Consider the following 20,113-nt stretch of genomic DNA (forward strand, 5'->3'; position numbering starts at 1 on the left):
TTTTAAACAATTCACGGGATTCTTTACATATGTTGAGAGTCGTTATTTTTCTTTCAGATCTTTGCGTATTCTGCTTAACTGCGTAGGAGAAATTCCTAAATTAGATGCGATATGCTGTAACGGAATTCGTTTATCAATGTTGGGATGAAGGGCTAGAAATTTTAAATATCTGGCGGTTGAATTTTCCATTACTAAAGAAATTTCTCTCTGTTCCTTATCAATTATCCAGTTTTTTTCGAGGTATGCGATATAGAAATTTTTAAACTCAATATTGTGGTCAATAAGCGCCCTATAACTATCATAGTGAATACTTATCAATGCTGTTTCTTCAATGGCCTCGAGTGTAAATTCTGACGGAGTATTAAGAAGCGCAGACACAGTGGAACCGGCAAACTCATTCTCTAAAAAGATATTTTTATTATAAGTGTTTCCCTCTTCATCTACATAATAGGCTATCACCGCACCTTTGCAAATAAAGTACAGCTGTTTTGATACTGTTCCAATTTGAAGAAGTATTTCGTTTTTCTTTACTAGCTTAAACTTTATAATACTTTCAAACATAGCAATCGCCTCCTCAGTTAATGGATGATACCCCAAGACTACTTGTTTAAAATCATCAAAATATTTTTTTAATTCATCCATAAGCAATAGGCTGTCATTTCAACTTCTAGTTTTGCATTGTTTTTTTCTGTATGAAATTGTAAGGGCAATCCCATTGACGAGGATAAGTCCAAATAAGGTATTTCCTATAGGTGCCCATCCGTTTTCACCTGTTAAAAAAAGCGTAAGAACAACTTTACCAATTAGCGTTACATTCACTATTAGAAGCCCCCATTTTAAAGAGTGATGCCAGAAAGCAATCAGAATTGCTATTACAAATAATAACATAAAAGATATAGTTGCTATTGCTGATTTGGGGTGTGCTAATAATTCCTTTTCTAATTCAAGAATTTTTTGCATTTGAGGATTTATTTCTTTGGGAGAAGGAAACCATACCATGCTGCTCATCATCACCAAGAATAAAATTAAAATCCAAAACAACCTTCGTTTATAAGCTACATAACATAGTAGGATCAAAAAAATTGGTCTTATATACCAGCTTAGTGGGTTGAGGTGTCTTTGGAATGCCCATTCTAATAATTCATTAAAATCCATTCTTCAATATATTGCGGTTGCTTATTGATTTTTTGGAAAAATTGTCTATGTAAGATATATCAAACATTTTGTCCATCTGTTTCATACGGATTGATTCGGGCATTAGCTTTATAAGTTTGTTTCTAAACCAAATACCAAGGTCGTTCTCCATATGTGCCATATTGCCAAGTTTCCAACTTGTGTTTACAATAGTATGTGCTTTATTTATTCTTAATGCTTCATATTGTAAAAATGTCTCAGTAATAGTTTTGCTTCGTTCTAATAGTTTTCCGATTGCGTAAGCATCTTCTATAGCTTGACAGGCACCTTGTCCCATATTAGGGGTTGTTGCGTGCGCCGCATCACCAATAAGACAAGCATTTCCTTTTGTCCATTGCTTAAAGGGAGATAGATCTATAATGTCATTAAATATAATATCACTGATCGCTGTTTTTGAAATTATATGAATAATGTCTGGGTGGAATTCACGAAATAGGCTTGTAATGTCTGGTTCTTTATCTAACAAAGATTGATTCACAACAGCATACCAATAAACTTTTTTATCGGTTATTTTTGCGAAACCAAAGCGTTTACCTTTTCCCCATGATTCAAATGCTTCATGTCTGTATTTTAAGTCCCAATCCAGCTCTACTACACCTCTCCAGCACCTTTGCCCCGTGTCTCTTATATTTCCGGAATCGAATAATTGATTCCTAACTACCGATTTTATACCGTCTGCGCCAATAATAGCCTCTGCATTCACCGTTGTTTCATCTTCAAAAATCAGTTTGAAACCATCCTTTTTTTCAATTTTATTTAATCTTTTTGATAAATGAATATTTTGAAAGCCTACTTGACTTGTAAGTATATTTAATAAATCCGCCCGATGAATAGCAACGTTATATACACCATATTTATCTTCAAATCTGTCTAGGTTAGTTTCAGAAAGGGTAATAAGCTGGGAATCCGTAATCTTGACATTAGATATTTTCATGCCAGCATCTTCAATCTCCTTGTGAATACCCAGTTTTTTGAAAACTTGCATTGCATTATTGGCCAGTAAAATACCTGCGCCAAGATGTTTAATGTTGTCCGCACTTTCATAAATTGTAGGTTCTATACCTTGATTCCGTAAGACTATAGCTGTTGTTAAACCCGCTATACCTCCTCCTATAATGGCTATTTTCATAATACTTTTTTTATTCATCTTATACTCCAGCCGATTCGTTAAAATGTAATTTATCGATAAAGAGTATACATGACCAGACTGTAAAAGCAAATGTATGAAACAAAACAGACAAGTCTGTATTGTTTTTGATTTTATTTTATACATTTGTACGAAATTGATTATACCGGTCTGTGAAGTCTAGAACTAAACAAGAATATTTTATTTACACATTTTTAATGATTAAAGAACTGTTTTATGGAACAAAAAGTATTTAAAGAAATTCGCTTCTTGAAAATTTATGCAATAGTCACCACGTTGGCATTTGTTGCTTTATTTGGTTTTTCGTTTACCAAACCTGAGAAAGACGATGTAACAGTATTCAAGGAAATTTCTGCTCAGCGGATTAATATTGTAAGTCCACAAGGGAAACTGAGGATGGTTTTAAGTAATGCTGAATTACAGACTCCAGGAAAAATGGATGGCGTACAATTAACGGATAGAGAAAGACAACAGGGAATTATCTTTTTTAATAAAGACGAGGACGAAGTCGGCGGGTTAGTCTTTGATAATGGAGGATTAGTGCTTTCTGTTGATAAATGGAAACGCGACCAAATTATGCAATTACAGTATTTTGAAGGGGAAAATGAAGCTGCAAAATATGGCCTTCAGTTTTGGGATCAGGGAGGAGATTTAGGTTTCATAAAGAGAATTGCGATACGTGATTCTTTGACTAAATTAAATTATGATGACAATAAGATTGAAGAGATTTTGACTAGTATGAATGGACGCCTTTTAATGCCGCAAAGAATGTTTGTAGGAAAGTCGACAAAAGACGAGATAGGATTGTTCATAAAAGATAAACTAGGAAATAACAGAATAAGGATATACGTGGATAAAGACGGCCGAGCTCGCTTTCAAGCCTATGATAGAGATGGTAAATCAATACCATTTAATCATCTCTATTAAGTCCTATTACAAAAATACCGTTGCCTAGATAACCTCCTTATCTGGTTAATAGAGTTTTCTAGCTTAATACGGACTCATCAGTGGTTGAAAATTCAACTTTTGTACCTAATACTCGGTGAGTGAAAAATAAAAGATATAAATAGATGAAATATATAATTACAAAAGATCTACTAAAGCGTTTACTTCATAGTCAATTTCCTTAATGAGCACATCTACCTGTTGAGTTGGTTACACCTGAAGGGAATGATAATTCCACTTTTCGTTTAGGGGATACAATACTAGTAAGATTGCCTAATGCAGAACTTTTTGCATCTCAAATTGAAAAAGAAGCAAAATGGTTGCCTTTTTTAGCTCAAAAGCTATCCACACCTATTCCCCATCCGCTAGGGATGGGGAAATCAGAATATCCGTATTCCAATAAAGAATCGTAAAGAAGTGGTCCTTCATCGTAAGGGCAAACCCCAGTTCATGCTGGAGAGCTTGGTATTATTCTTAAGTAGTATGTCACGCTACCTTATCTCGTGTCACGAAAAGCACGTGCAGATGCCTTATTCTCCACATCGTAGGGAGCAGGTAGGGCTATGAGTAGAAAAAAAGCAAAAGACAGTATGACTTCATTGGCGATGAAGAAGCTGATAGCGCAATCTGGAGTGATTTTGATTGGAGGCACCGTCTAAGAAAACCCGTCAGCGTATAAAGACATTGATTTAGTTGGTCTGATATTTGCCATGCTGTGTCGTAGAAAATGTAAACGTATGATGAAGATAAAAATAAGTGTAGTATTAGCTGTATTGATTGCGTTTGGGGTTAGTTCTTGTTATGTCAATAAGCACCCTCATGGGCATGTTCCTCCTGGGCAGATAAAGAAAGCGCATGGTGACAAATCTGCTAAAGCCCACGCGCCTGGGCAACAAAAACACAAACGCGGAAAAGGGCATAACCGATAATAAAGATATAAAAAAGGTTCCGCCATATAGCGGAACCTTTTAGTATTTAAAAATCAAAATAAAGCGTTCGCTTAGCAATACTCATCAAATGCAGCAACAAGATTGTCTGCAATCATTTGAGCAGGCCTTCCTTCAATCATGTGTCTTTCGATCATGTGTACCAGTTTTCCGTCTTTGAAAAGTGCCATAGCCGGAGATGATGGAGGAAATGGAAGCATGTATTCACGAGCCTTGTCTACAGCATCTTTTTCCATGCCAGCAAATACGGTTACTAATTTAGTAGGGTGTTTTTCGTTTTTTACAGCTGCTTTGGCTGCGGGACGGGCGTTAGCTGCAGCACAGCCACATACAGAGTTGACAACAACGAATACAGTACCTTCTGCAGGTATTGCAGCATCAACCTCTTCTACTGTTTTCAATTCTTGAAAACCTGCGTCTACCAATTCTTGGCGCATTGGGGCAACTAAATATTCTGGATACATCGGGATATAAATTAAATTAAAACTGAACTATAGAATATTGTTGTTTTAATCAATATGCAACATAATACTCTTATGTACAAAGATAAGTTATTATACTGCACCCAGCAAGAGGTTATCCTCAGGATAATGTCAGATTATGTTGTAGTCTATTGGTAAAGCTTTAATTCAAACTGGATTTTTGTTTTTTTGTTATTTGTTAAAATCAAAGTATGCTTCGTAGAGACGGGTGTTTCTTGTCCCGCTACGAAGTACTTTAGTGGTTTGCTCAGTTTAAAACCTTTTTGTTTTAATGCCGACAGCATCATTTCCAGACGAGCTAGCTGGTTTCCTTCTTCTGTTTCCAGTTGTTGTAATATTGCCCCTCTCATAAAATCTTTATTTAAGTTCTTTAATAATTGTGCTTAGTACAAAATTAAAGCTTGAGAGCGCACATTCCTATACCCAATTGTGAGTATTTTTCAGTCAATTTTAGTCAAAAAGGGTGTTGAAGCCACTGTCTTTGTACCATTTTAGCGATTTGTAAAAGTCATGAGCAGGACCTTCGTTTTCTGTTGATGGAATATAGCAGGTCAGGCCCGAGTTTTTCTTTATTTCTATATTGTTAAACAATGGAGTGTTAGCTTTAAAAATTACCACTTTTTCTAAGGCACTTTGAATAGTGACCAGAGCGTCTGTATTGTAGTTCTGTGCGATAAAGTCTAAGAAATCAAAGGCGATCAAAGGATTGCCTATTCTGTCGAAGTCCATACGCTGTATATTGGCACGGTTGAAATCCGTGTGTGTTGGTGTCTGTGTTTGTAGTGTAGCTTTTGTTTTTGAGGCAAGTGCTACTAGTTGGGCCGCATCTATAATGGATACTGTAGCTGATCGGTATGCTCCCGATTGTGCGTTGTAATGGTCGAAGTATTTTGTAGCAATGGTTTTGTAGTGTTCCGGTCCTGGTAAAAATAGATCGTTTGTTATTTTGTCGTACGGCATACCGTTGGATACGACTTCGCCAGGAGATGCAATGAAGTATTTTGCTTTATCTTTTATTTCATAGAGCACTTCTACACTTGCCATGGAACATGCGTCGAACATAATAAAGTCAAAATTGTTAGGCAGAGCATTATTCAGATCTGTAATGTCCATAACGTGACCGTTGTCGTCACCAAAAGACTTGAGTTTGATTCCCCCTTGGCTTGCAGGTACCCATCCTGTGGCGTGTGACCACAGTATAAGTCCATAGGATGTAGCTGGATATAGTTCTTGCGTTTCTCTAATGACGGATTTCATCACTGTAGGGTCTGAGGAACTATACGGGGGGTAGTCTTTAATTTTTACTAATTCACCTTTTGCTTGACTGTTCCTTTTTACTTCATAAAGTGCCGGTGAGCCGTTTTTTAGTTTGGCATAGATGATTAGGTTGCCGTCAATATCGCCAATAGCATCTTCCATCTGTGCAATGTTGATTCCAGCTTCTGGGTTTAAGCTGTTGTTAGCTGCCAAATAAACCAGTACCGTCCGAAATTTTTCCTTTACTTCGGGTTCTATGGGATTCTTGTCTCTACAGGCCGATGTTAAAAAAAGTAGGCCGCATAAGAAGTATAGAAGCGTCTTTTGCATTTTATGTGTATTTGGTCATGTAATATAGTGAATTATTACATGATGTTTTTCTCTTTTGCTTTAGTATAAAATCTTAAAGAGAAGTATAAGCCTATACAACTGCATAAGAGAAAGACTAAAGTTTGGATAAGTTCACTATTCATTTTTGATATTAGGTTAGATTCTGTTAGTTTTTACTTTTTGTATTTAAAAAAGGGCGGCAATCGCCGCCCTCTTTCAAGATATGAACTTTTTATAGTTGCATGTGGTGTTAAATGTTAGACTTAATTTTTCTCAATAGTAATTTTTACTACTTGAGTGATCTCATCATTGTTAATAAATCCATTGTTGTATTTGTTAGGAAGCGTGATAGTAGCTTCTACAATGATGTTTTTGGTAATGGTATTCGCACCTGAATTTGTCCACACTACATTAGCTGAATTAGTTACAAATGGAATAGTTGTACCGTAATTAACTACTGTAAGAGATGTGCTAGAAGGTAAGTTGTTAACTCCTATAACCCCAGCTGCGTTTCTCGTGAATATAGCTGTGTTTGGACTGTCTTCATAGTATGCTTTGATGGATACAGTATTGGCGTTGAGGCCTTTAAGTGTAGCTAATTGAGTCGCATTGAAATTACCATTTAGACCGAATCTGTTCAAGCGCTCATTGTTGAATGTTGCATTTGTACCATTATAAACAGTTGTGTTCGGGCTTGGCAGGTAGTTGTCTAATCTAAAGAACTCTCTCAAGCTTACACGGATTGGATCATTCCCGTTGTTTCCAGATGATTTGTCTGTAATAGAAGTAGCTCCATTTTGTAATACTACTATCGGTTTAACAGGGTTTTTGAATTGCACTTGAACTATTTCAGATTTATATGCTGCTGTGTTGCCGTTCAAGAAATAGTCAATCCGTACATTAAGTAGGTTTTTAGTGGCGCCTGTATTCCACCCTGCTACATAGTTGTATGCATTCAGCGTAGGCACGATGTTTGTAACAAGATTGTTGCCGTTTGCTTTAAGATGGAATTGTTGTCCTACTGATGGATCCTGTGTTCCTGAAGCTAAGTTTCCAGAAACATTTGAAGAGGCTATACCGGTACCAAATCCAGCGACTGCGTTGTTTAATACAGTGTAACTATGTGTAACATTAGGGCCGGATATTCCATTGTTTATCTGAAGGAATTCAGACATATCTCCGCCCATGTACCAGTCGTTTGTTCCTAGCTCTTTACCAAATATACGTAGATTGCCATCTTCTATGAAGCCACCTTTCTTAACGTGAGTGATCGTACCGTTTATGCCAACCGTTACAGTTATTTCTAAATTAACAACAGGTAAAGTAGAGTTTGATGCACTTGGTACATAACGACCTTTCAATACATACGTTCCTGGGTTAACTTTAGTTTGGTCAACTTCAACTTTTCTAGTAACGTTCTGGTTTGCTGTGTTCATGTCATGAAGTAAGAACCAGCCAGCAGGAACAGCGCCTATAGTTGAAGAGCCAGCAGGATTAGCAGCAGTTCTTTCGGAGCTGTCGTGGATCCAAGTGTAAGAACTATGGAATGTGGATGCTGAACCTCCTGTAATATTGTAAGCTTGATCTAAAATAGTGCTTGGTGATACAAACGTTAGATCTTTGGTTTGGCTAGACGCAGATGTTAATGACATGCTAGCAGAGCCTGAAATGTTAACTGCATTAACTGAATATTGAGTAAATGCAATTTTGATATAGCGTGACGTGATTGGTGTACCAGTAGCAGAGGTGCTTGCAAATAGATCAACTTTCACAATAGCGTAGTTTCCAACAGCGGCGTGATTGTAATGCCCAGGAGTTGATTCTTTTACGGTGATTGCGCCCGTTTGCGTATCTAGGTTGAGCCAGTTCCCTTGTTGAGGATGTGTTGCGTTAGCTGCAAGAGAGAACCGTAGGTCGTAGCCTGCAAGACCGTGGTCATCCATTGATACTATTTTATCTCCTATTTGGGTACGAGCAAAGAAACCTCTCAATTCTTGTTCTAATTGAACAGCACCCTTATAATTTGTGTTGTTTTGAGGGATGTTCTGATTTGGAATTACTTGTGCCGCATTCTCAAAAATATTAAGTGTGAAGTGAGCATCATTTAACTCAGCTTCAGCAGGTAGGATATTTGTGTTTACACTTGGGCTTGAAACGGCTACAAAGCTATTCCCGTTGAATGCATTTGTGTTATAACCTGATACTAAATCTACTTTAGAGTTAGTGTTAACAGCTTTTTCAATCGTTACCTCATCTTTTTCGATGATTTCCTCTTTCGCGATGTTGAAAGGAGAAGCTACAAATCTTTGAGCCTCGGCTACGGCTGAATGCAGGTTCTTGACCTGAAGAGCTATAAATAGATCTTTAGTACCGTCGTTGTACGAATGTCTCGGAAACAAAGAATTTGATCCAGTATTCTTCGCAAGAAGAGGACGGTATTTAACTACGATGTCTCCAAAGTTTTTTACAACTCCTGCATTAACAAAGTTCTCGTTTATGCCTGAATGCCCTCCTGAGCGGAAAGATACCTTTTCAGTTTCTTGCGATAATAAGCCTTCTGCTTGATAATTTGCAATAGCTACACCAAATGGATTCAAGTTATATTTGATTTCCGCGTAACCTTGTAATAAGGTGTTTCTGTTATTCTCGTCGTCAACAATACGTGGGAAAAATACAACTGGAGTATTGGAATTAGTAAATGAAGGAACTAAAGTTAAGCTAGAAACCTTAACTGCTTCTTTTGATAAAAATACAGTTGTAGGTGCTTCTGTAGCATCAGTAAATACAACATTATATCCACCATCAGTTTCTGTTATGGTAATGTCACCGGGATAAGCTTGTATACCAGTGGATTGATTTCCAAAATACCAGTAGTATTTACCGTCAGACGCTTTTTTAATCTCTGGAGTTTCTCCCTTGTCTCCTGGATCTCCCTTGTCTCCTGGATCTCCCTTGTCTCCTGGATCTCCCTTGTCTCCTGGATCTCCCTTGTCTCCTGGATCTCCCTTAGGTCCTTGTGCTTTGATTCCTGTTTTTATAGTCCAAGTCGTTCCTCCGTCAACACTACCTTCCCATTCACCTGTAGTAGAGCTAATACGCCACATTGTTCCCGGTGTGCCTGGATCTCCTTTGCCTCCTGGGGCGCCTGGATCTCCTTTACCTCCTGGGGTGCCAGGGTCTCCTTTTGCACCGTTTTTAATGGTGTATTGTGTGACTTTTCCAGAAGGATCTTTTAAATGAAAGATAAATCCATCAGGGATTGCTTCAACTTTTTCAACAACATTGTTGGCAGCAAGAGCAGCAAGGTCTTTTTTGAGACCAGCAATATCAGAAGTATTCTGATTGATGCTTTGTTCAAGACGCGATATGTCATCGTCGTACTTTTTACAGCCTTCGAGTACTACTGCGCTGCTGATTGCAATAGCTAAGGCGACTTTGGATAGATTTCTAATTTTCATGTTTTACTTTTGAAATTTAAATTCGTTAAATGCTCGAAATTGATTGTACATTCATTCCTTTTGTGTTATCTGTTTGTGTTATATTTTTTGTAAAAGTACAATATAATATTGTAATACCAAATAAATTTTTAAAAATATATTTACGGATATGTTTTTAATTCAAATTGAAATGAATGTATTTGGCCATCAATGTCGGTTACTTGTACTTCAAAAATGGTTTTTTTGCTTTTTCTGTTTATCTTAAGATGTTGTTTAGCATACTCTTGATCTTTTAAATTTATTTTTTTTAAGTTCAAAAGACTGATAATATCCTTTTCCGTTATTTCTTTAGATTCTGTCTGTAAAGTGTTTTTATTCTCATTTTCTTTTTTAAAATTCATGGTCTTGCTGGTTAATAAATGGTCCTGGTTTGATGACTATGTTTTATTTAACCCTATCTACATACGTTTATTATTAAGCTCTGTAGTTTTTAAACTACGCAAACATACAATGTAAAATTGATTTATACAATCATTTGTTGTTTTTTTTGTTATTAAATATGATTTTCTTAATTTGGCCTAATATTTGATTCTTTGAGTGCGTGAAATCATTTTATGAATGGTGAAGCTTGTGAAGAAGGAAGAAGTGGAGTTGCGGCTTTTGTTTAGTGTGAGGATTTGCTGACAAAAGGTTGATGTTTTTTTTTGATACTGTTTATATAAAATAATATATGTCTAACTGGGGTCGCTTAGATCAAGTAATACAATATCTAGGGTTGAATGTAAATTCTTTTTCTAAAGAAATAGGGTTAAATAGAGCGGAGAGATTATATCAGATAAAAAAAGGAAATTATGATATCAGTAAGAATCTTGCTGGAATTATTGTGTCTCGATTTCCAGAGTTAAACGAGGCTTGGTTGTTAACTGGAGAAGGAACAATGCTGAAGGTTGCAGAAGGTTCTCCTAAAATTCCACTGTACAGCTTCAGTTTGGATGATTTTAATACTGATGTTTCACAGATGCAGGTTGTTGAGGAACTGGAAATCCCTATTCTATCAGGCAGTGATTTTGCATTTGTCCACCAAGGTGATTCTATGAGTCCAGAGATTGAGCATGGTAGTATGGTCTTTGTGAAACAGGTTGATAAGGACGCGATTGTTTTTGGAGACATTTACCTGATCATATCTGAGAAAATGAATATAGTGCGTTTTATTCGAGGCTTAGATGATAAGAGCTGGCGGTTGGTTGCAAAAAATGCTACAGATTTTGACGACTTGATAATTGATATTCTACAGGTTAAAGCTGTTTATAAAGTGAAAGGCGTACTCTCTATGATTTCGATGTAGGTAGGGGGGATCAGTAGTCAGGGATCAGTAATCAGTAGTCAGGTGTTAGTGTCTAGGGGTTAGTAGTCGGTGATTAGTAACCCGTGGTCTGTGAGGAGGAGGGAGGATCTTTCAATAATCTTAGTAGGTGAGTAAATCGTTGATGAATTTCCTTGTTACTTGAAGTCCATTCTGTAGTCTTTGGTCGTTTAAACCAGAAATTATTGTGTATTTTGCGTTCAACGCATCTAACTCTTTTTTCCAGATTTTCATAAAATGTTCTCTTTCCTCTGGGAAGTCTCTCAAAGGATCATTCTCCCAAGGGAGGTCGATGTCCATGAGCAGGTATAGATCGTATCTTCTTTGTGTAATCTCCGATGTTACTTCGTATGGGGTGTGGCCAAATAAGTGATCGCACCATATTTTTACGGTCATGATCGTGGTGTCACAGATCAATATGTTATTTTTCGTTTGAGAGGATATTGCTTCTTCTAAAGCAATCTGTCCGTAGAACATGTTGGTTTCGTCCTGTAGACTGTATTGGTTCTGGAGATTTTTACAGTAGTATCGAGCATATTCAGGTACGTAAGAGCTGTCTAATACCTTGGAAAGATGTTGAGCCATGGTTGATTTTCCGGTTGACTCAGGACCGACTACTGCAATTTTTAGTAAAGAATCCTTGTTATTGTTCATGGAAGAACAATATTAAGCATTTTTTTTGAGTAATCTAAAGCCGTTAAACCTTTTGCTTTCTTATCATTTTTATTGCACTATTTTGTTAGCACAATTGGTGCTGGCAAAAGATTCTGGTTTGGCTTTGAATACAAACCCCATCCCGAGAATATATCCCATAGCTTCTTTTAGCGCAATATTTGACTCGAAATTTGGATTCGTATTGATGTCGGCATGTACTTCCAGATCGATCGCATACTGATCTAAAATGGGACACAGATGGTAAGCTGTTTCGATGGATTTTTGTACTTCTAAAAGCATTCGTTCTTTGATGCTCATGTTGTGTGCTTTGCGGTCTTTGTGGATAAACATAAATCCGCCCTTATGTTCGCGGAGAAATACCACTACCGTAGCAAACTCGGCAGTTCCACGTTTTACCTGAGAATCTGTCCCTATGAAAACCTTGAGTTTGTTTCCTAATTTATTTTCTCTGAGGATTGCCGCTTCAACAGCATCCATAATGGGGAGGCGAAGGTGTTCGCCATTGTATTTTTGCCATTCCATAAGATATGTTTTTGTTGTTTGAATATACTGATATCGTGTTCATTGATTGTTAATTGTATGTTGTTTTTAAGTTATGTGTTCAGCGGTGAAATGGTATAATGCTGAATGTGTAGATCTGCAGATTCGCGAATCTGTCTAATAAATGAAAATCTATCTAGTGCTCTTTTACGCCATAAGCCAGGTCTCCGGCATCACCAAGGCCGGGGACAATATAGGATTTACTGGTCAGCTCATTATCGACGTCTCCGACCCAAATCTGTGCCTCAGAGATAAATGCTCTGACATGATCAAGCCCTTCTTGGCTAGCAATAATAGCTGCAATATGCAATTCCTTGATATTATACTCGCTTAAAAGCTCTCTACAGCAAAGAACCAAGCTCTTGCCTGTGGCCAACATTGGATCGGATACAATCACTATTCGTTCGTCAAGGTTTGGCGTGTTCTCATATTTGCGGTGAATTTCGAACTCTCCACTTTTTTTGGTATGTCTATAGGCTGCTATAAAACCAGATTCTGCCTGATCGAAAACATTTAAAAACCCCTGATGGTATGGTAATCCCGCGCGAATCAACGTTATAAGGACAGGCTGTTCTATCAAAGTGTGCATTTCTGCAACACCTAGAGGAGTTTCAATCTCCTGAGGTGAGTAGGTAAAAGTTTTGCTGATCTCGTAAGCCATTACTTCGCCAAGTCTTTCGATGTTCCGGCGGAACCGCATGCTATCTTTTTGGATTTCTTTATCCCTAAGCTCTGAAATGAAATGATTGGCGATGCTATTTTCTTTTGTCAGTATGTGAATCATGGTAATGGTATTTATTTACCAAAATACAAAAAAATATTGAGTTGTAGTTAGTGATAAGTGGTGGCATGCATTACATTTTATGTTTTTTTGGTGTATGCCATATCTTACAGCTAAATTTCTTATTTTTACATAAGAAGGGACACTATGAAATTTCAACTTACGTCAGAATATTATCCTACCGGAGATCAGCCACAAGCGATAAAAGAATTAGTACAAGGAGTAAACCAAGGAGATACTTACCAAACCCTTCTTGGGGTGACTGGTTCCGGAAAGACCTTTACGGTTGCTAATGTCATTCAGCAGACCCAGAAGCCGACCTTGATACTAAGTCATAATAAGACGTTGGCAGCACAGTTATATGGAGAGTTCAAACAGTTCTTTCCAGAGAACTCAGTAAACTATTTTGTATCCTATTATGACTACTATCAACCGGAGGCGTTCATAGCATCGACCAATACCTATATCGAAAAGGATCTGGCAATCAATGAAGAGATTGAAAAATTGCGGTTGGCAAGTACCTCTGCCTTGATGTCTGGCCGGCGGGATGTCATAGTGGTTTCGTCTGTATCCTGTATCTATGGTATGGGAAATCCCGATGATTTCTCGAAGTCAATCTTCCGGTTTGGTGTAGGGATGACTGTATCCAGAAATGCATTTTTACACAAGTTGGTAGAGATTTTATACGCACGTACGACTACGGAGTTTAAGCGCGGTACGTTTCGAGTCAAAGGAGATACAGTAGATATCTATCCAGCGTATTTGGACAATGCCTATCGGGTTTCTTTCTTTGGGGATGAAATCGACGAACTTAGCGAAATAGATCCGGTTACTGGTAAAACGTTGTTGAAACATGAGACTCTATCGCTTTTTCCAGCAACCCTGTTTGTAACACCCAAGGAGAAATTTACACAATCTATTTGGGCGATACAGGAAGAAATGGTACAACGCAAAGCCCAACTTGAAGAGGAAGGGCGGATGTTGGAGGCCAAACGTTTAGAGGAAAGAGTCAATTACGATTTGGAAATGATGCGAGAACTCGGCTACTGCTCGGGGATAGAGAACTATTCCCGCTTCTTTGATGGTAGAGAGCCTGGGATGCGTCCCTTCTGTCTTCTGGATTATTTCCCCGAAGACTATTTGGTGGTCATTGATGAAAGCCACGTCACATTGCCACAATTGAGGGCTATGTATGGAGGTGACCGTTCGCGGAAGATATCGCTCGTAGAGCATGGCTTCAGGCTTCCGGCAGCGTTGGACAATAGACCGCTTAACTTTCCGGAATTCGAGTCTTTAACAAATCAGACCATATATGTCTCGGCGACACCCGGTGATTATGAATTGCAACAAACCGAAGGAGTGGTAGTAGAGCAGGTGATTCGTCCTACGGGATTGTTAGACCCAATTATAGAAGTCAGGCCCGCTATGAATCAGGTAGATGATTTTTTGGAACAGGTAGACAAAACAATAAAAGAAGGAGGTCGTATCCTAGCTACAACGTTGACCAAACGTATGGCGGAGGAGTTAACGAAATATATGAGTCGCCTTAATATCAAGGTACGCTATATCCACTCGGAGGTCAAAACCTTAGAAAGGGTGGAAATATTACGGGGACTGCGCCTAGGGGAGTTCGATGTATTGGTGGGTGTGAACCTGTTACGGGAAGGGTTAGATCTTCCGGAGGTAACCCTAGTGGCTATTTTGGACGCCGATAAGGAAGGCTTTCTGCGATCAGAACGATCTCTTATACAGACGATAGGTCGTGCAGCACGTAATGACAAAGGCCGTGTGATCATGTACGCCGATAAGATGACCGACAGTATGCGTGTGACAATCGACGAAACCAATAGAAGACGGGAAAAACAGATCGCTTATAACGTGGAGCATGGGATTACACCGCGTACCGTGGGAAAAACAAGAGAAGAGATTTTGGAACAGACATCAGTAGCCGACTTTAAAGGTGAGCAAAAACCATATGTCGAACCTGAGCCAAGTGTTAGCGTAGCTGCTGATCCTTTAATAGCTTACATGAGTGAAAAAGATCTCAAGAAAGCGGTCGATACCGTTCGTAAAAGAATGGAGAAAGCAGCGAAAGAGATGGATTTCCTAGAAGCGGCCAAGCTGCGTGATGAAATGTTTACTTTGGAAAAGTCTTATGAAGAGCGGTTTGGATAGATCTTTATCCAAATCGCTCTTGGTGTTATTTCTTTTCCTGATATAAGGCGGTTTTATTTAGACTTAAAGTCCAACAGTTGGAGTCCTTAACCAAAGTAAACCTGCCATTGGTATAAGTTGTGGTGTTGCGTTGATTCAGCATTATACTGTTCTGTTCTTCTGGAATGAATACCTCAGCTTCATTTTTGGAACTATCCACCAAGAGATAGGCGGAAGTTTGATAGGCACTGGACGTATTCAAGGTGTGTAGTGCGATTCCCTGCTCAAAGGGGCGTATACATTCACCGCGTAATTGGGACCAAGTGTAACCTGCACTCAATAGGCAACCGTGTTTGTCCTTATCCGCTCCCACAGCGGCTAAAGAGTCAGCTCCAGCATTGGATGATGAAACTTTTGATGATTGACAACTGCTCGCAAAGATCACATATAGCAATAATAATGACATATGTGTTTTCATAGTAGATGTTTTTAAGTGTCAATAATTTAATGCTCTATTTAAGCACTATAACCTTTCTGATTCGTGAATCTATCTTGTAGAGCAATTAATGTTCCTAATTTGAATTAATCGGATCAATTGATTCTTTTTTTTGCGGTTAAAATAAGAATATACATTAGCACGCCTCTTCTGAAAGAAATTTTATGAAAAGATAACGTTGAAGGCTTCTGTTTTGTTTGTTGTATTTTAAAATAAAATTCTCTAAGTTTATTCTTTTTCAAATGAAATGGTTTATTCTTTAGTAAATTAATAAACTGAATCAGGAGGAGCTAACCACCCGCTCAAGTGATGATGCAATCACACTATTGGGGGGCTCACGGAAAAATAATAAAATTAAAATACGTTAATTGATCATTGGGATGAAGAAACCAGTACTGGTTATTAAATTTGGATCTGCATCTATCACAACAGATGGAGAAGTAGACGAGCGGATTGTATTGGAGATTGCACGTCAATGTGCTGTTCTCCAATCGACTTATAATATTGTATTGGTATCCTCGGGTGCTGTAGCAGCGGGTCGACGTTTTATTCCGAGATATACGGGGACATTGGAACAACGCAAAGCTGCGGCAGCAATAGGAAATCCATTATTGATGCGGATCTATTCTACCTATTTCAAACCTTTTCGCATCGCACTGGCACAAAGCCTTTGTGAACGCCACCATTTTTCAAATAGGGGGCAGTTTTTACAGTTAAAAAGTACGTATGAGACCTTGTGGAAGAATAATATTATCCCTGTAGCCAATGAAAATGATGTAGTCAGCAATAAAGAACTGAAATTTTCAGATAATGATGAGCTGGCAACATTGATCGCTGTGGGCTTTGGAGCAGAACAGCTTTTGTTCAGTACTTCGGTGCCTGGTGTGCTGGATGACAAGGGAAATGTCATTCCTTTAATTGAAATCATCGATAAAGACGCACTCGCTCTGGCCCGTAAGGAAAAGTCAACGGTGGGCCTAGGAGGTATGACTTCTAAGTTAAACTTTGCCCGATTGGCAACCCAGATGGGTATTCAAGCTGTTATTTTTAGTATGCAGACCCCAGATGGTATTTTAAAGGCTATCTCGGGAGAGACGGGGACGGTGTGTCTGGCGCAGAAGAAGAAAGTTTCTTCTCGAAACAAATGGCTGGCCAGTGGCAGTCTGATCGCAGGTCTGGTCAAAGTAGATCAAGGTGCGCTGCAAGCGATTCAACAGCGGAAAAGCCTATTGGCTGTCGGTATCGCTGAGGTGGTGGGAGAATTTGAAGCAGGGGAGGTCTTTCAGATTGCAGATCGCGAGGGGGTGGTGCAGGCTGTGGCCAAAGCAAAAATCGATTCCGTTGCTTTGAAGAAATCAGATACCAAGAAAAATATAGCATTGGCACATGCAGATGATATCGTGCTATTGTAAGTTGAATAAGAAGACGCTAAGCATAAAATAATAAAGAGGAAGGAAATGAACACTATACAGCAGCAATTATCCGATAGCCGTGTTGCGAAACAAGCTATAAATGAATTGCGAATCCAGGATAAGCAACGGATATTAGAGCGGATCGCATCGCTGTTGCAGATCCATAGTAATGAGGTCTTGCAACAGAATCAACTCGACTTAGAGCGGATGGAGAATGACGATCCCAAGTATGACCGGCTGAAGTTAACAGTGGAACGGATTGAAGGGTTGGCCCAAAGTGTGCTGGATATAAGCAGACTGGCGGATCCTACTGATCGGTTGTTGAGCACAAAGAAACTTGACAACGGGCTCTTGGTCGAAAAAAGGACGGTAGCACTAGGCGTGGTGGGGGTAATTTACGAGTCGAGGCCCAATGTTACGATCGATGTTGCTGCATTGTGCATACAATCGGGAAATGTATGTCTGCTGCGAGGGGGGAGTGATGCATGGTATACCAATCGTTATTTGGTAGGTCTCCTACGGCAGGCGCTGGTGGAGTGTGGTACAGATCCGAATATTGTACAATTATTGCCTACGGAACGGGCTTTGGTCAATGAGCTGTTGGAAGCTGTGCGCTATGTGGATATCATTATCCCGCGTGGATCGCAGGGGCTGATTGATTTTGTACGTCAACATGCGAAAGTACCTGTGATAGAAACAGGGGCTGGGGTCTGTCATACATATGTCGAAGCCAGTGCCGACTTGGCCAAAGCAGCTCGTATTGTCGCGAATGCCAAGATCTCACGGCCTTCGGTATGTAATGCCCTGGATACGGTACTCGTAGATGACAAGATCGATCAGCAGTTTATAGAACAGCTTATACCATATTTTTCAGAAGCTGCGGTTGATGTTTTTGCTTCGGACAAGTTATATGACATTTTTAAAAACGCAGGTTACCCTTTTATACACCGTGCAGACGATGCTGATTTTGGGCGTGAATTTTTAGATTTGAAGTGTTCGATCAAAGAAGTGGACGGTTTGGAGGAGGCACTGACGCATATTGCCCATTATTCGTCCAAACATTCGGAATGTATTGTGTCGCAAGATTCAATTAAAATTACGAAATTTATGCGGTCTGTGGATGCAGCAGCAGTGTATTCCAATGCCTCGACCCGCTTTACCGACGGAGGGGAGTTTGGTTTAGGAGCAGAGATCGGTATTTCTACACAGAAACTGCATGCGCGAGGTCCTTTTGCCTTAGAAAAATTAGTGACAGAAAAATGGTTTGTCACTGGCGACGGACAAATTAGATAATTGCTCATGGGAATTCGATACGAAAAAGACACCATACTGAATTGGATAAATGAGATGGGAAAGTTTCTCCGGCTTTTGGTGGAGAAGTGGGAAGGATTAGAAGAGGTCTCCGCACCGGTTGATATAGCTGCGGGCTATGAAGATTTCTTTAACGAAAAAAGAGATTATTTTGTGCGTATCAGCGATGCTGAACTTGTAGCCTATAGCGAGAGCCTGGAACAGGAGCAGATCCGTCCTTTAGCGCAGCTCCTGATGTACGATGGATTGATGAACAAGGACAATGGATTGCTGCGGAAGGCAAAGGCTCTATTTGAGTATCATATGCAACAGACCGGTAGTTTCTCTTTTGAAGACTACGGCTTTCTCCATCAGATTGAAAAAAATATCCGTTAGCGCTATGGCGTTAACGGAGTACTTCTCGGGCTATTACCAAGCGTTGTATTTCTGAAGTGCCTTCATAAATCTGTGTGATTTTAGCATCGCGCATCAGTCGTTCGACGTGATATTCTTTTACGTACCCATATCCACCATGTATCTGTACTGCCTCTACGGTATGTTTCATGGCTACTTCTGAAGCATGCAGTTTGGCCATGGCTGCCTCTTTGCCATAGGGCAATCCTTGGTCTTTGGTCCAAGCGGCTTTATGGGTCAATAATCGTGCAGCTTCAATCTCAACCTCCATATCGGCCAGTTTAAATTGTATGGCTTGGTGTGTCGATATCGGTTTGCCAAAAGTTTTTCTTTCCTTGGCGTATGCTAGTGCAAGGTCATACGCTCCAGCAGCAATTCCCAGGGCTTGTGCCGCTATACCGATACGACCGCCATCCAGTGTCTTCATCGCAAACTTGAATCCGAAGCCATCCTCGCCAATACGATCCTCTTTGGGTACGATGACATCTGTGAATAACAAAGAATGAGTGTCCGAGCTCCGTATGCCCAATTTGTTTTCTTTGGGACCAATTGTAAAACCAGCTGTTCCTTTCTCTACGATCAGCACATTAATCCCTTTATGCCCCAGTTCGGGATGCGTCTGTGCGATCACCAGATAGATATCTGCATTTCCACCATTGGTAATCCAGTTTTTTGTGCCGTTGAGCAGGTAATGATCTCCCATGTCAGCAGCAATAGTGTGCTGGGAGGATGCATCTGAACCCGCCTCGGGCTCGGATAGGGCAAAGGCCCCAAGTTTTTCCCCCTTTGCGAGGGGAACGAGATACTTTTGCTTTTGTTCTTCGCTACCGTATGCCTCCAGCCCCCATAGTACCAGTGAATTGTGAGCGGACATGATGACGGCAGTGGAAGCATCTACCTTGGCTATCTCTTCGAGGGCCAGTACATAAGCAAGGCTGTCCATACCTGCGCCACCATATTGGTCGGAAGTCATGATTCCCATAAATCCCAATTCCCCCATTTTTTTTACGAAGTCTGTAGGGAACAGCGCTTTCTCATCCCGCTCGATGACATCTTTTTTTAGCTCTTCGGCAAATTCTCTGGCCGCATCACGTATCATTCTATGCTCTTCTGATAACTCGAAATTCATGGTGTATCGTCTATTTGGTTCTATCAAATATAATTAATTTTATTATGCATGCATAATAAAATTGTAAAATTTATTCCTAATTATTTGGTGGCTATCTAAAAGTCTACTATATTAGTAGAA

Annotated in this window: 21 protein-coding genes; 8 read left to right on the plus strand and 13 right to left on the minus strand. The window is 39.4% G+C overall.

Annotation, left to right across the window (positions count from 1 at the left end):
- Positions 1-42: 42 nt before the first annotated feature.
- Genes JKG61_RS14415 through JKG61_RS14425 form a run of 3 tightly spaced genes read right to left on the minus strand, consistent with a single transcriptional unit; the run spans position 43 to position 2,323 of the window.
- The gene (locus JKG61_RS14415; protein ID WP_202103662.1) at positions 43-642 is read right to left on the minus strand and encodes a Crp/Fnr family transcriptional regulator; all 600 of its coding nucleotides are present in this window, start codon (positions 640-642) and stop codon (positions 43-45) included.
- Between the two features lie 18 nt (positions 643-660).
- Positions 661-1,155: a hypothetical protein gene (locus tag JKG61_RS14420; protein ID WP_202103663.1), complete on the minus strand. Its 495-nt coding sequence runs from the start codon at positions 1,153-1,155 to the stop codon at positions 661-663.
- Positions 1,145-2,323 (minus strand): FAD-dependent monooxygenase, encoded by a 1,179-nt coding sequence (locus tag JKG61_RS14425; RefSeq protein ID WP_202103664.1) that lies wholly within the window; start codon positions 2,321-2,323, stop codon positions 1,145-1,147. The genes JKG61_RS14420 and JKG61_RS14425 overlap by 11 nt, the downstream gene beginning before the upstream one ends.
- Before the next feature lie 234 nt (positions 2,324-2,557).
- Here JKG61_RS14425 and JKG61_RS14430 point away from each other — a divergent pair, with 234 nt between their 5' ends.
- The 3 genes from JKG61_RS14430 to JKG61_RS14435 all read left to right on the plus strand — a co-directional run bounded on the left by JKG61_RS14430 (position 2,558) and on the right by JKG61_RS14435 (position 4,215).
- Positions 2,558-3,268, plus strand: coding sequence for a hypothetical protein (locus JKG61_RS14430; RefSeq protein ID WP_202103665.1), 711 nt, complete (start codon positions 2,558-2,560; stop codon positions 3,266-3,268).
- Positions 3,269-3,492: 224 nt separating this feature from the next.
- Positions 3,493-3,699 carry a phosphotransferase gene (locus JKG61_RS23330; RefSeq protein WP_394371090.1) on the plus strand — a complete coding sequence of 69 codons (207 nt, stop codon included), beginning with the start codon at positions 3,493-3,495 and terminating at the stop codon, positions 3,697-3,699.
- Positions 3,700-4,023: 324 nt separating this feature from the next.
- The gene (locus JKG61_RS14435; RefSeq protein WP_202103666.1) at positions 4,024-4,215 is read left to right on the plus strand and encodes a quinol oxidase subunit 4; all 192 of its coding nucleotides are present in this window, start codon (positions 4,024-4,026) and stop codon (positions 4,213-4,215) included.
- Positions 4,216-4,286: 71 nt separating this feature from the next.
- On the opposite strand, the gene JKG61_RS14440 is transcribed toward JKG61_RS14435, so the two are convergent.
- The 5 genes from JKG61_RS14440 to JKG61_RS14460 form a co-directional block, all read right to left on the minus strand.
- A complete protein-coding gene (locus tag JKG61_RS14440) occupies positions 4,287-4,697 on the minus strand; it encodes a BrxA/BrxB family bacilliredoxin (protein ID WP_202103667.1) in 411 nt (136 codons plus the stop codon).
- Positions 4,698-4,843: 146 nt separating this feature from the next.
- Positions 4,844-5,065 (minus strand): hypothetical protein, encoded by a 222-nt coding sequence (locus JKG61_RS14445; protein ID WP_202103668.1) that lies wholly within the window; start codon positions 5,063-5,065, stop codon positions 4,844-4,846.
- A 100-nt stretch (positions 5,066-5,165) separates the two neighbouring features.
- Positions 5,166-6,302 (minus strand): clostripain-related cysteine peptidase, encoded by a 1,137-nt coding sequence (locus JKG61_RS14450; protein WP_202103669.1) that lies wholly within the window; start codon positions 6,300-6,302, stop codon positions 5,166-5,168.
- Positions 6,303-6,565: 263 nt separating this feature from the next.
- Positions 6,566-9,760, minus strand: coding sequence for a collagen-like triple helix repeat-containing protein (locus JKG61_RS14455; RefSeq protein WP_202103670.1), 3,195 nt, complete (start codon positions 9,758-9,760; stop codon positions 6,566-6,568).
- 140 nt (positions 9,761-9,900) lie between these two features.
- Complete coding sequence (locus JKG61_RS14460) at positions 9,901-10,140, minus strand: hypothetical protein (RefSeq protein WP_202103671.1); 240 nt, start codon at positions 10,138-10,140, stop codon at positions 9,901-9,903.
- A 329-nt stretch (positions 10,141-10,469) separates the two neighbouring features.
- On the opposite strand from JKG61_RS14460, the gene JKG61_RS14465 reads away from it, so the two are divergent.
- Positions 10,470-11,084 (plus strand): S24 family peptidase, encoded by a 615-nt coding sequence (locus tag JKG61_RS14465; protein WP_202103672.1) that lies wholly within the window; start codon positions 10,470-10,472, stop codon positions 11,082-11,084.
- 120 nt (positions 11,085-11,204) lie between these two features.
- Here JKG61_RS14465 and JKG61_RS14470 read toward each other — a convergent pair whose 3' ends face one another.
- The 3 genes from JKG61_RS14470 to upp form a co-directional block, all read right to left on the minus strand.
- A complete protein-coding gene (locus tag JKG61_RS14470; protein WP_202103673.1) occupies positions 11,205-11,756 on the minus strand; it encodes an AAA family ATPase in 552 nt (183 codons plus the stop codon).
- A 69-nt stretch (positions 11,757-11,825) separates the two neighbouring features.
- Positions 11,826-12,299 carry a ribonuclease H-like YkuK family protein gene (locus JKG61_RS14475; RefSeq protein WP_202103674.1) on the minus strand — a complete coding sequence of 158 codons (474 nt, stop codon included), beginning with the start codon at positions 12,297-12,299 and terminating at the stop codon, positions 11,826-11,828.
- Between the two features lie 154 nt (positions 12,300-12,453).
- Complete coding sequence (gene upp, locus JKG61_RS14480; RefSeq protein WP_202103675.1) at positions 12,454-13,101, minus strand: uracil phosphoribosyltransferase; 648 nt, start codon at positions 13,099-13,101, stop codon at positions 12,454-12,456.
- 144 nt (positions 13,102-13,245) lie between these two features.
- On the opposite strand from upp, the gene uvrB reads away from it, so the two are divergent.
- Entirely contained in the window at positions 13,246-15,273 is a 2,028-nt protein-coding gene (gene uvrB, locus JKG61_RS14485) for an excinuclease ABC subunit UvrB (RefSeq protein ID WP_202103676.1), read from the plus strand.
- Between the two features lie 25 nt (positions 15,274-15,298).
- Here uvrB and JKG61_RS14490 read toward each other — a convergent pair whose 3' ends face one another.
- Complete coding sequence (locus tag JKG61_RS14490; protein WP_202103677.1) at positions 15,299-15,730, minus strand: hypothetical protein; 432 nt, start codon at positions 15,728-15,730, stop codon at positions 15,299-15,301.
- 398 nt (positions 15,731-16,128) lie between these two features.
- Here JKG61_RS14490 and proB point away from each other — a divergent pair, with 398 nt between their 5' ends.
- From proB to JKG61_RS14505, 3 genes are read left to right on the plus strand one after another with little or no spacing between them, the layout of a single operon-like run.
- Positions 16,129-17,160, plus strand: a complete 1,032-nt coding sequence (proB, locus tag JKG61_RS14495; RefSeq protein ID WP_202103678.1) for a glutamate 5-kinase — start codon at positions 16,129-16,131, stop codon at positions 17,158-17,160.
- A gap of 45 nt (positions 17,161-17,205) precedes the next feature.
- Positions 17,206-18,453 carry a glutamate-5-semialdehyde dehydrogenase gene (locus JKG61_RS14500; protein ID WP_202103679.1) on the plus strand — a complete coding sequence of 416 codons (1,248 nt, stop codon included), beginning with the start codon at positions 17,206-17,208 and terminating at the stop codon, positions 18,451-18,453.
- Positions 18,454-18,459: 6 nt separating this feature from the next.
- Positions 18,460-18,846 carry a hypothetical protein gene (locus JKG61_RS14505; RefSeq protein ID WP_202103680.1) on the plus strand — a complete coding sequence of 129 codons (387 nt, stop codon included), beginning with the start codon at positions 18,460-18,462 and terminating at the stop codon, positions 18,844-18,846.
- A 10-nt stretch (positions 18,847-18,856) separates the two neighbouring features.
- Here the strand turns inward: JKG61_RS14505 and JKG61_RS14510 are convergent, their stop codons facing one another.
- Positions 18,857-19,993 (minus strand): acyl-CoA dehydrogenase, encoded by a 1,137-nt coding sequence (locus JKG61_RS14510; RefSeq protein ID WP_202103681.1) that lies wholly within the window; start codon positions 19,991-19,993, stop codon positions 18,857-18,859.
- Between the last annotated feature and the right edge of the window lie 120 nt (positions 19,994-20,113).

Origin of the sequence: Sphingobacterium faecale, assembly GCF_016746095.1 — a bacterium.
In the GTDB taxonomy this organism is placed as follows: Bacteria; Bacteroidota; Bacteroidia; order Sphingobacteriales; family Sphingobacteriaceae; genus Sphingobacterium; species Sphingobacterium faecale.

Excerpts from the sequence above, each read along its gene's own strand:
- JKG61_RS14415 (WP_202103662.1), bottom strand. The coding sequence starts at position 642 with ATGGATGAATTAAAAAAATATTTTGATGATTTTAAACAAGTAGTCTTG.
- JKG61_RS14420 (WP_202103663.1), bottom strand. The coding sequence starts at position 1,155 with ATGGATTTTAATGAATTATTAGAATGGGCATTCCAAAGACACCTCAAC.
- JKG61_RS14425 (WP_202103664.1), bottom strand. The coding sequence starts at position 2,323 with ATGAAAATAGCCATTATAGGAGGAGGTATAGCGGGTTTAACAACAGCT.
- JKG61_RS14430 (WP_202103665.1), top strand. The coding sequence starts at position 2,558 with ATGGAACAAAAAGTATTTAAAGAAATTCGCTTCTTGAAAATTTATGCA.
- JKG61_RS14435 (WP_202103666.1), top strand. The coding sequence starts at position 4,024 with ATGATGAAGATAAAAATAAGTGTAGTATTAGCTGTATTGATTGCGTTT.
- JKG61_RS14440 (WP_202103667.1), bottom strand. The coding sequence starts at position 4,697 with ATGTATCCAGAATATTTAGTTGCCCCAATGCGCCAAGAATTGGTAGAC.
- JKG61_RS14445 (WP_202103668.1), bottom strand. The coding sequence starts at position 5,065 with ATGAGAGGGGCAATATTACAACAACTGGAAACAGAAGAAGGAAACCAG.
- JKG61_RS14450 (WP_202103669.1), bottom strand. The coding sequence starts at position 6,302 with ATGCAAAAGACGCTTCTATACTTCTTATGCGGCCTACTTTTTTTAACA.
- JKG61_RS14455 (WP_202103670.1), bottom strand. The coding sequence starts at position 9,760 with ATGAAAATTAGAAATCTATCCAAAGTCGCCTTAGCTATTGCAATCAGC.
- JKG61_RS14460 (WP_202103671.1), bottom strand. The coding sequence starts at position 10,140 with ATGAATTTTAAAAAAGAAAATGAGAATAAAAACACTTTACAGACAGAA.
- JKG61_RS14465 (WP_202103672.1), top strand. The coding sequence starts at position 10,470 with ATGTCTAACTGGGGTCGCTTAGATCAAGTAATACAATATCTAGGGTTG.
- JKG61_RS14470 (WP_202103673.1), bottom strand. The coding sequence starts at position 11,756 with ATGAACAATAACAAGGATTCTTTACTAAAAATTGCAGTAGTCGGTCCT.
- JKG61_RS14475 (WP_202103674.1), bottom strand. The coding sequence starts at position 12,299 with ATGGAATGGCAAAAATACAATGGCGAACACCTTCGCCTCCCCATTATG.
- upp (WP_202103675.1), bottom strand. The coding sequence starts at position 13,101 with ATGATTCACATACTGACAAAAGAAAATAGCATCGCCAATCATTTCATT.
- uvrB (WP_202103676.1), top strand. The coding sequence starts at position 13,246 with ATGAAATTTCAACTTACGTCAGAATATTATCCTACCGGAGATCAGCCA.
- JKG61_RS14490 (WP_202103677.1), bottom strand. The coding sequence starts at position 15,730 with ATGAAAACACATATGTCATTATTATTGCTATATGTGATCTTTGCGAGC.
- proB (WP_202103678.1), top strand. The coding sequence starts at position 16,129 with ATGAAGAAACCAGTACTGGTTATTAAATTTGGATCTGCATCTATCACA.
- JKG61_RS14500 (WP_202103679.1), top strand. The coding sequence starts at position 17,206 with ATGAACACTATACAGCAGCAATTATCCGATAGCCGTGTTGCGAAACAA.
- JKG61_RS14505 (WP_202103680.1), top strand. The coding sequence starts at position 18,460 with ATGGGAATTCGATACGAAAAAGACACCATACTGAATTGGATAAATGAG.
- JKG61_RS14510 (WP_202103681.1), bottom strand. The coding sequence starts at position 19,993 with ATGAATTTCGAGTTATCAGAAGAGCATAGAATGATACGTGATGCGGCC.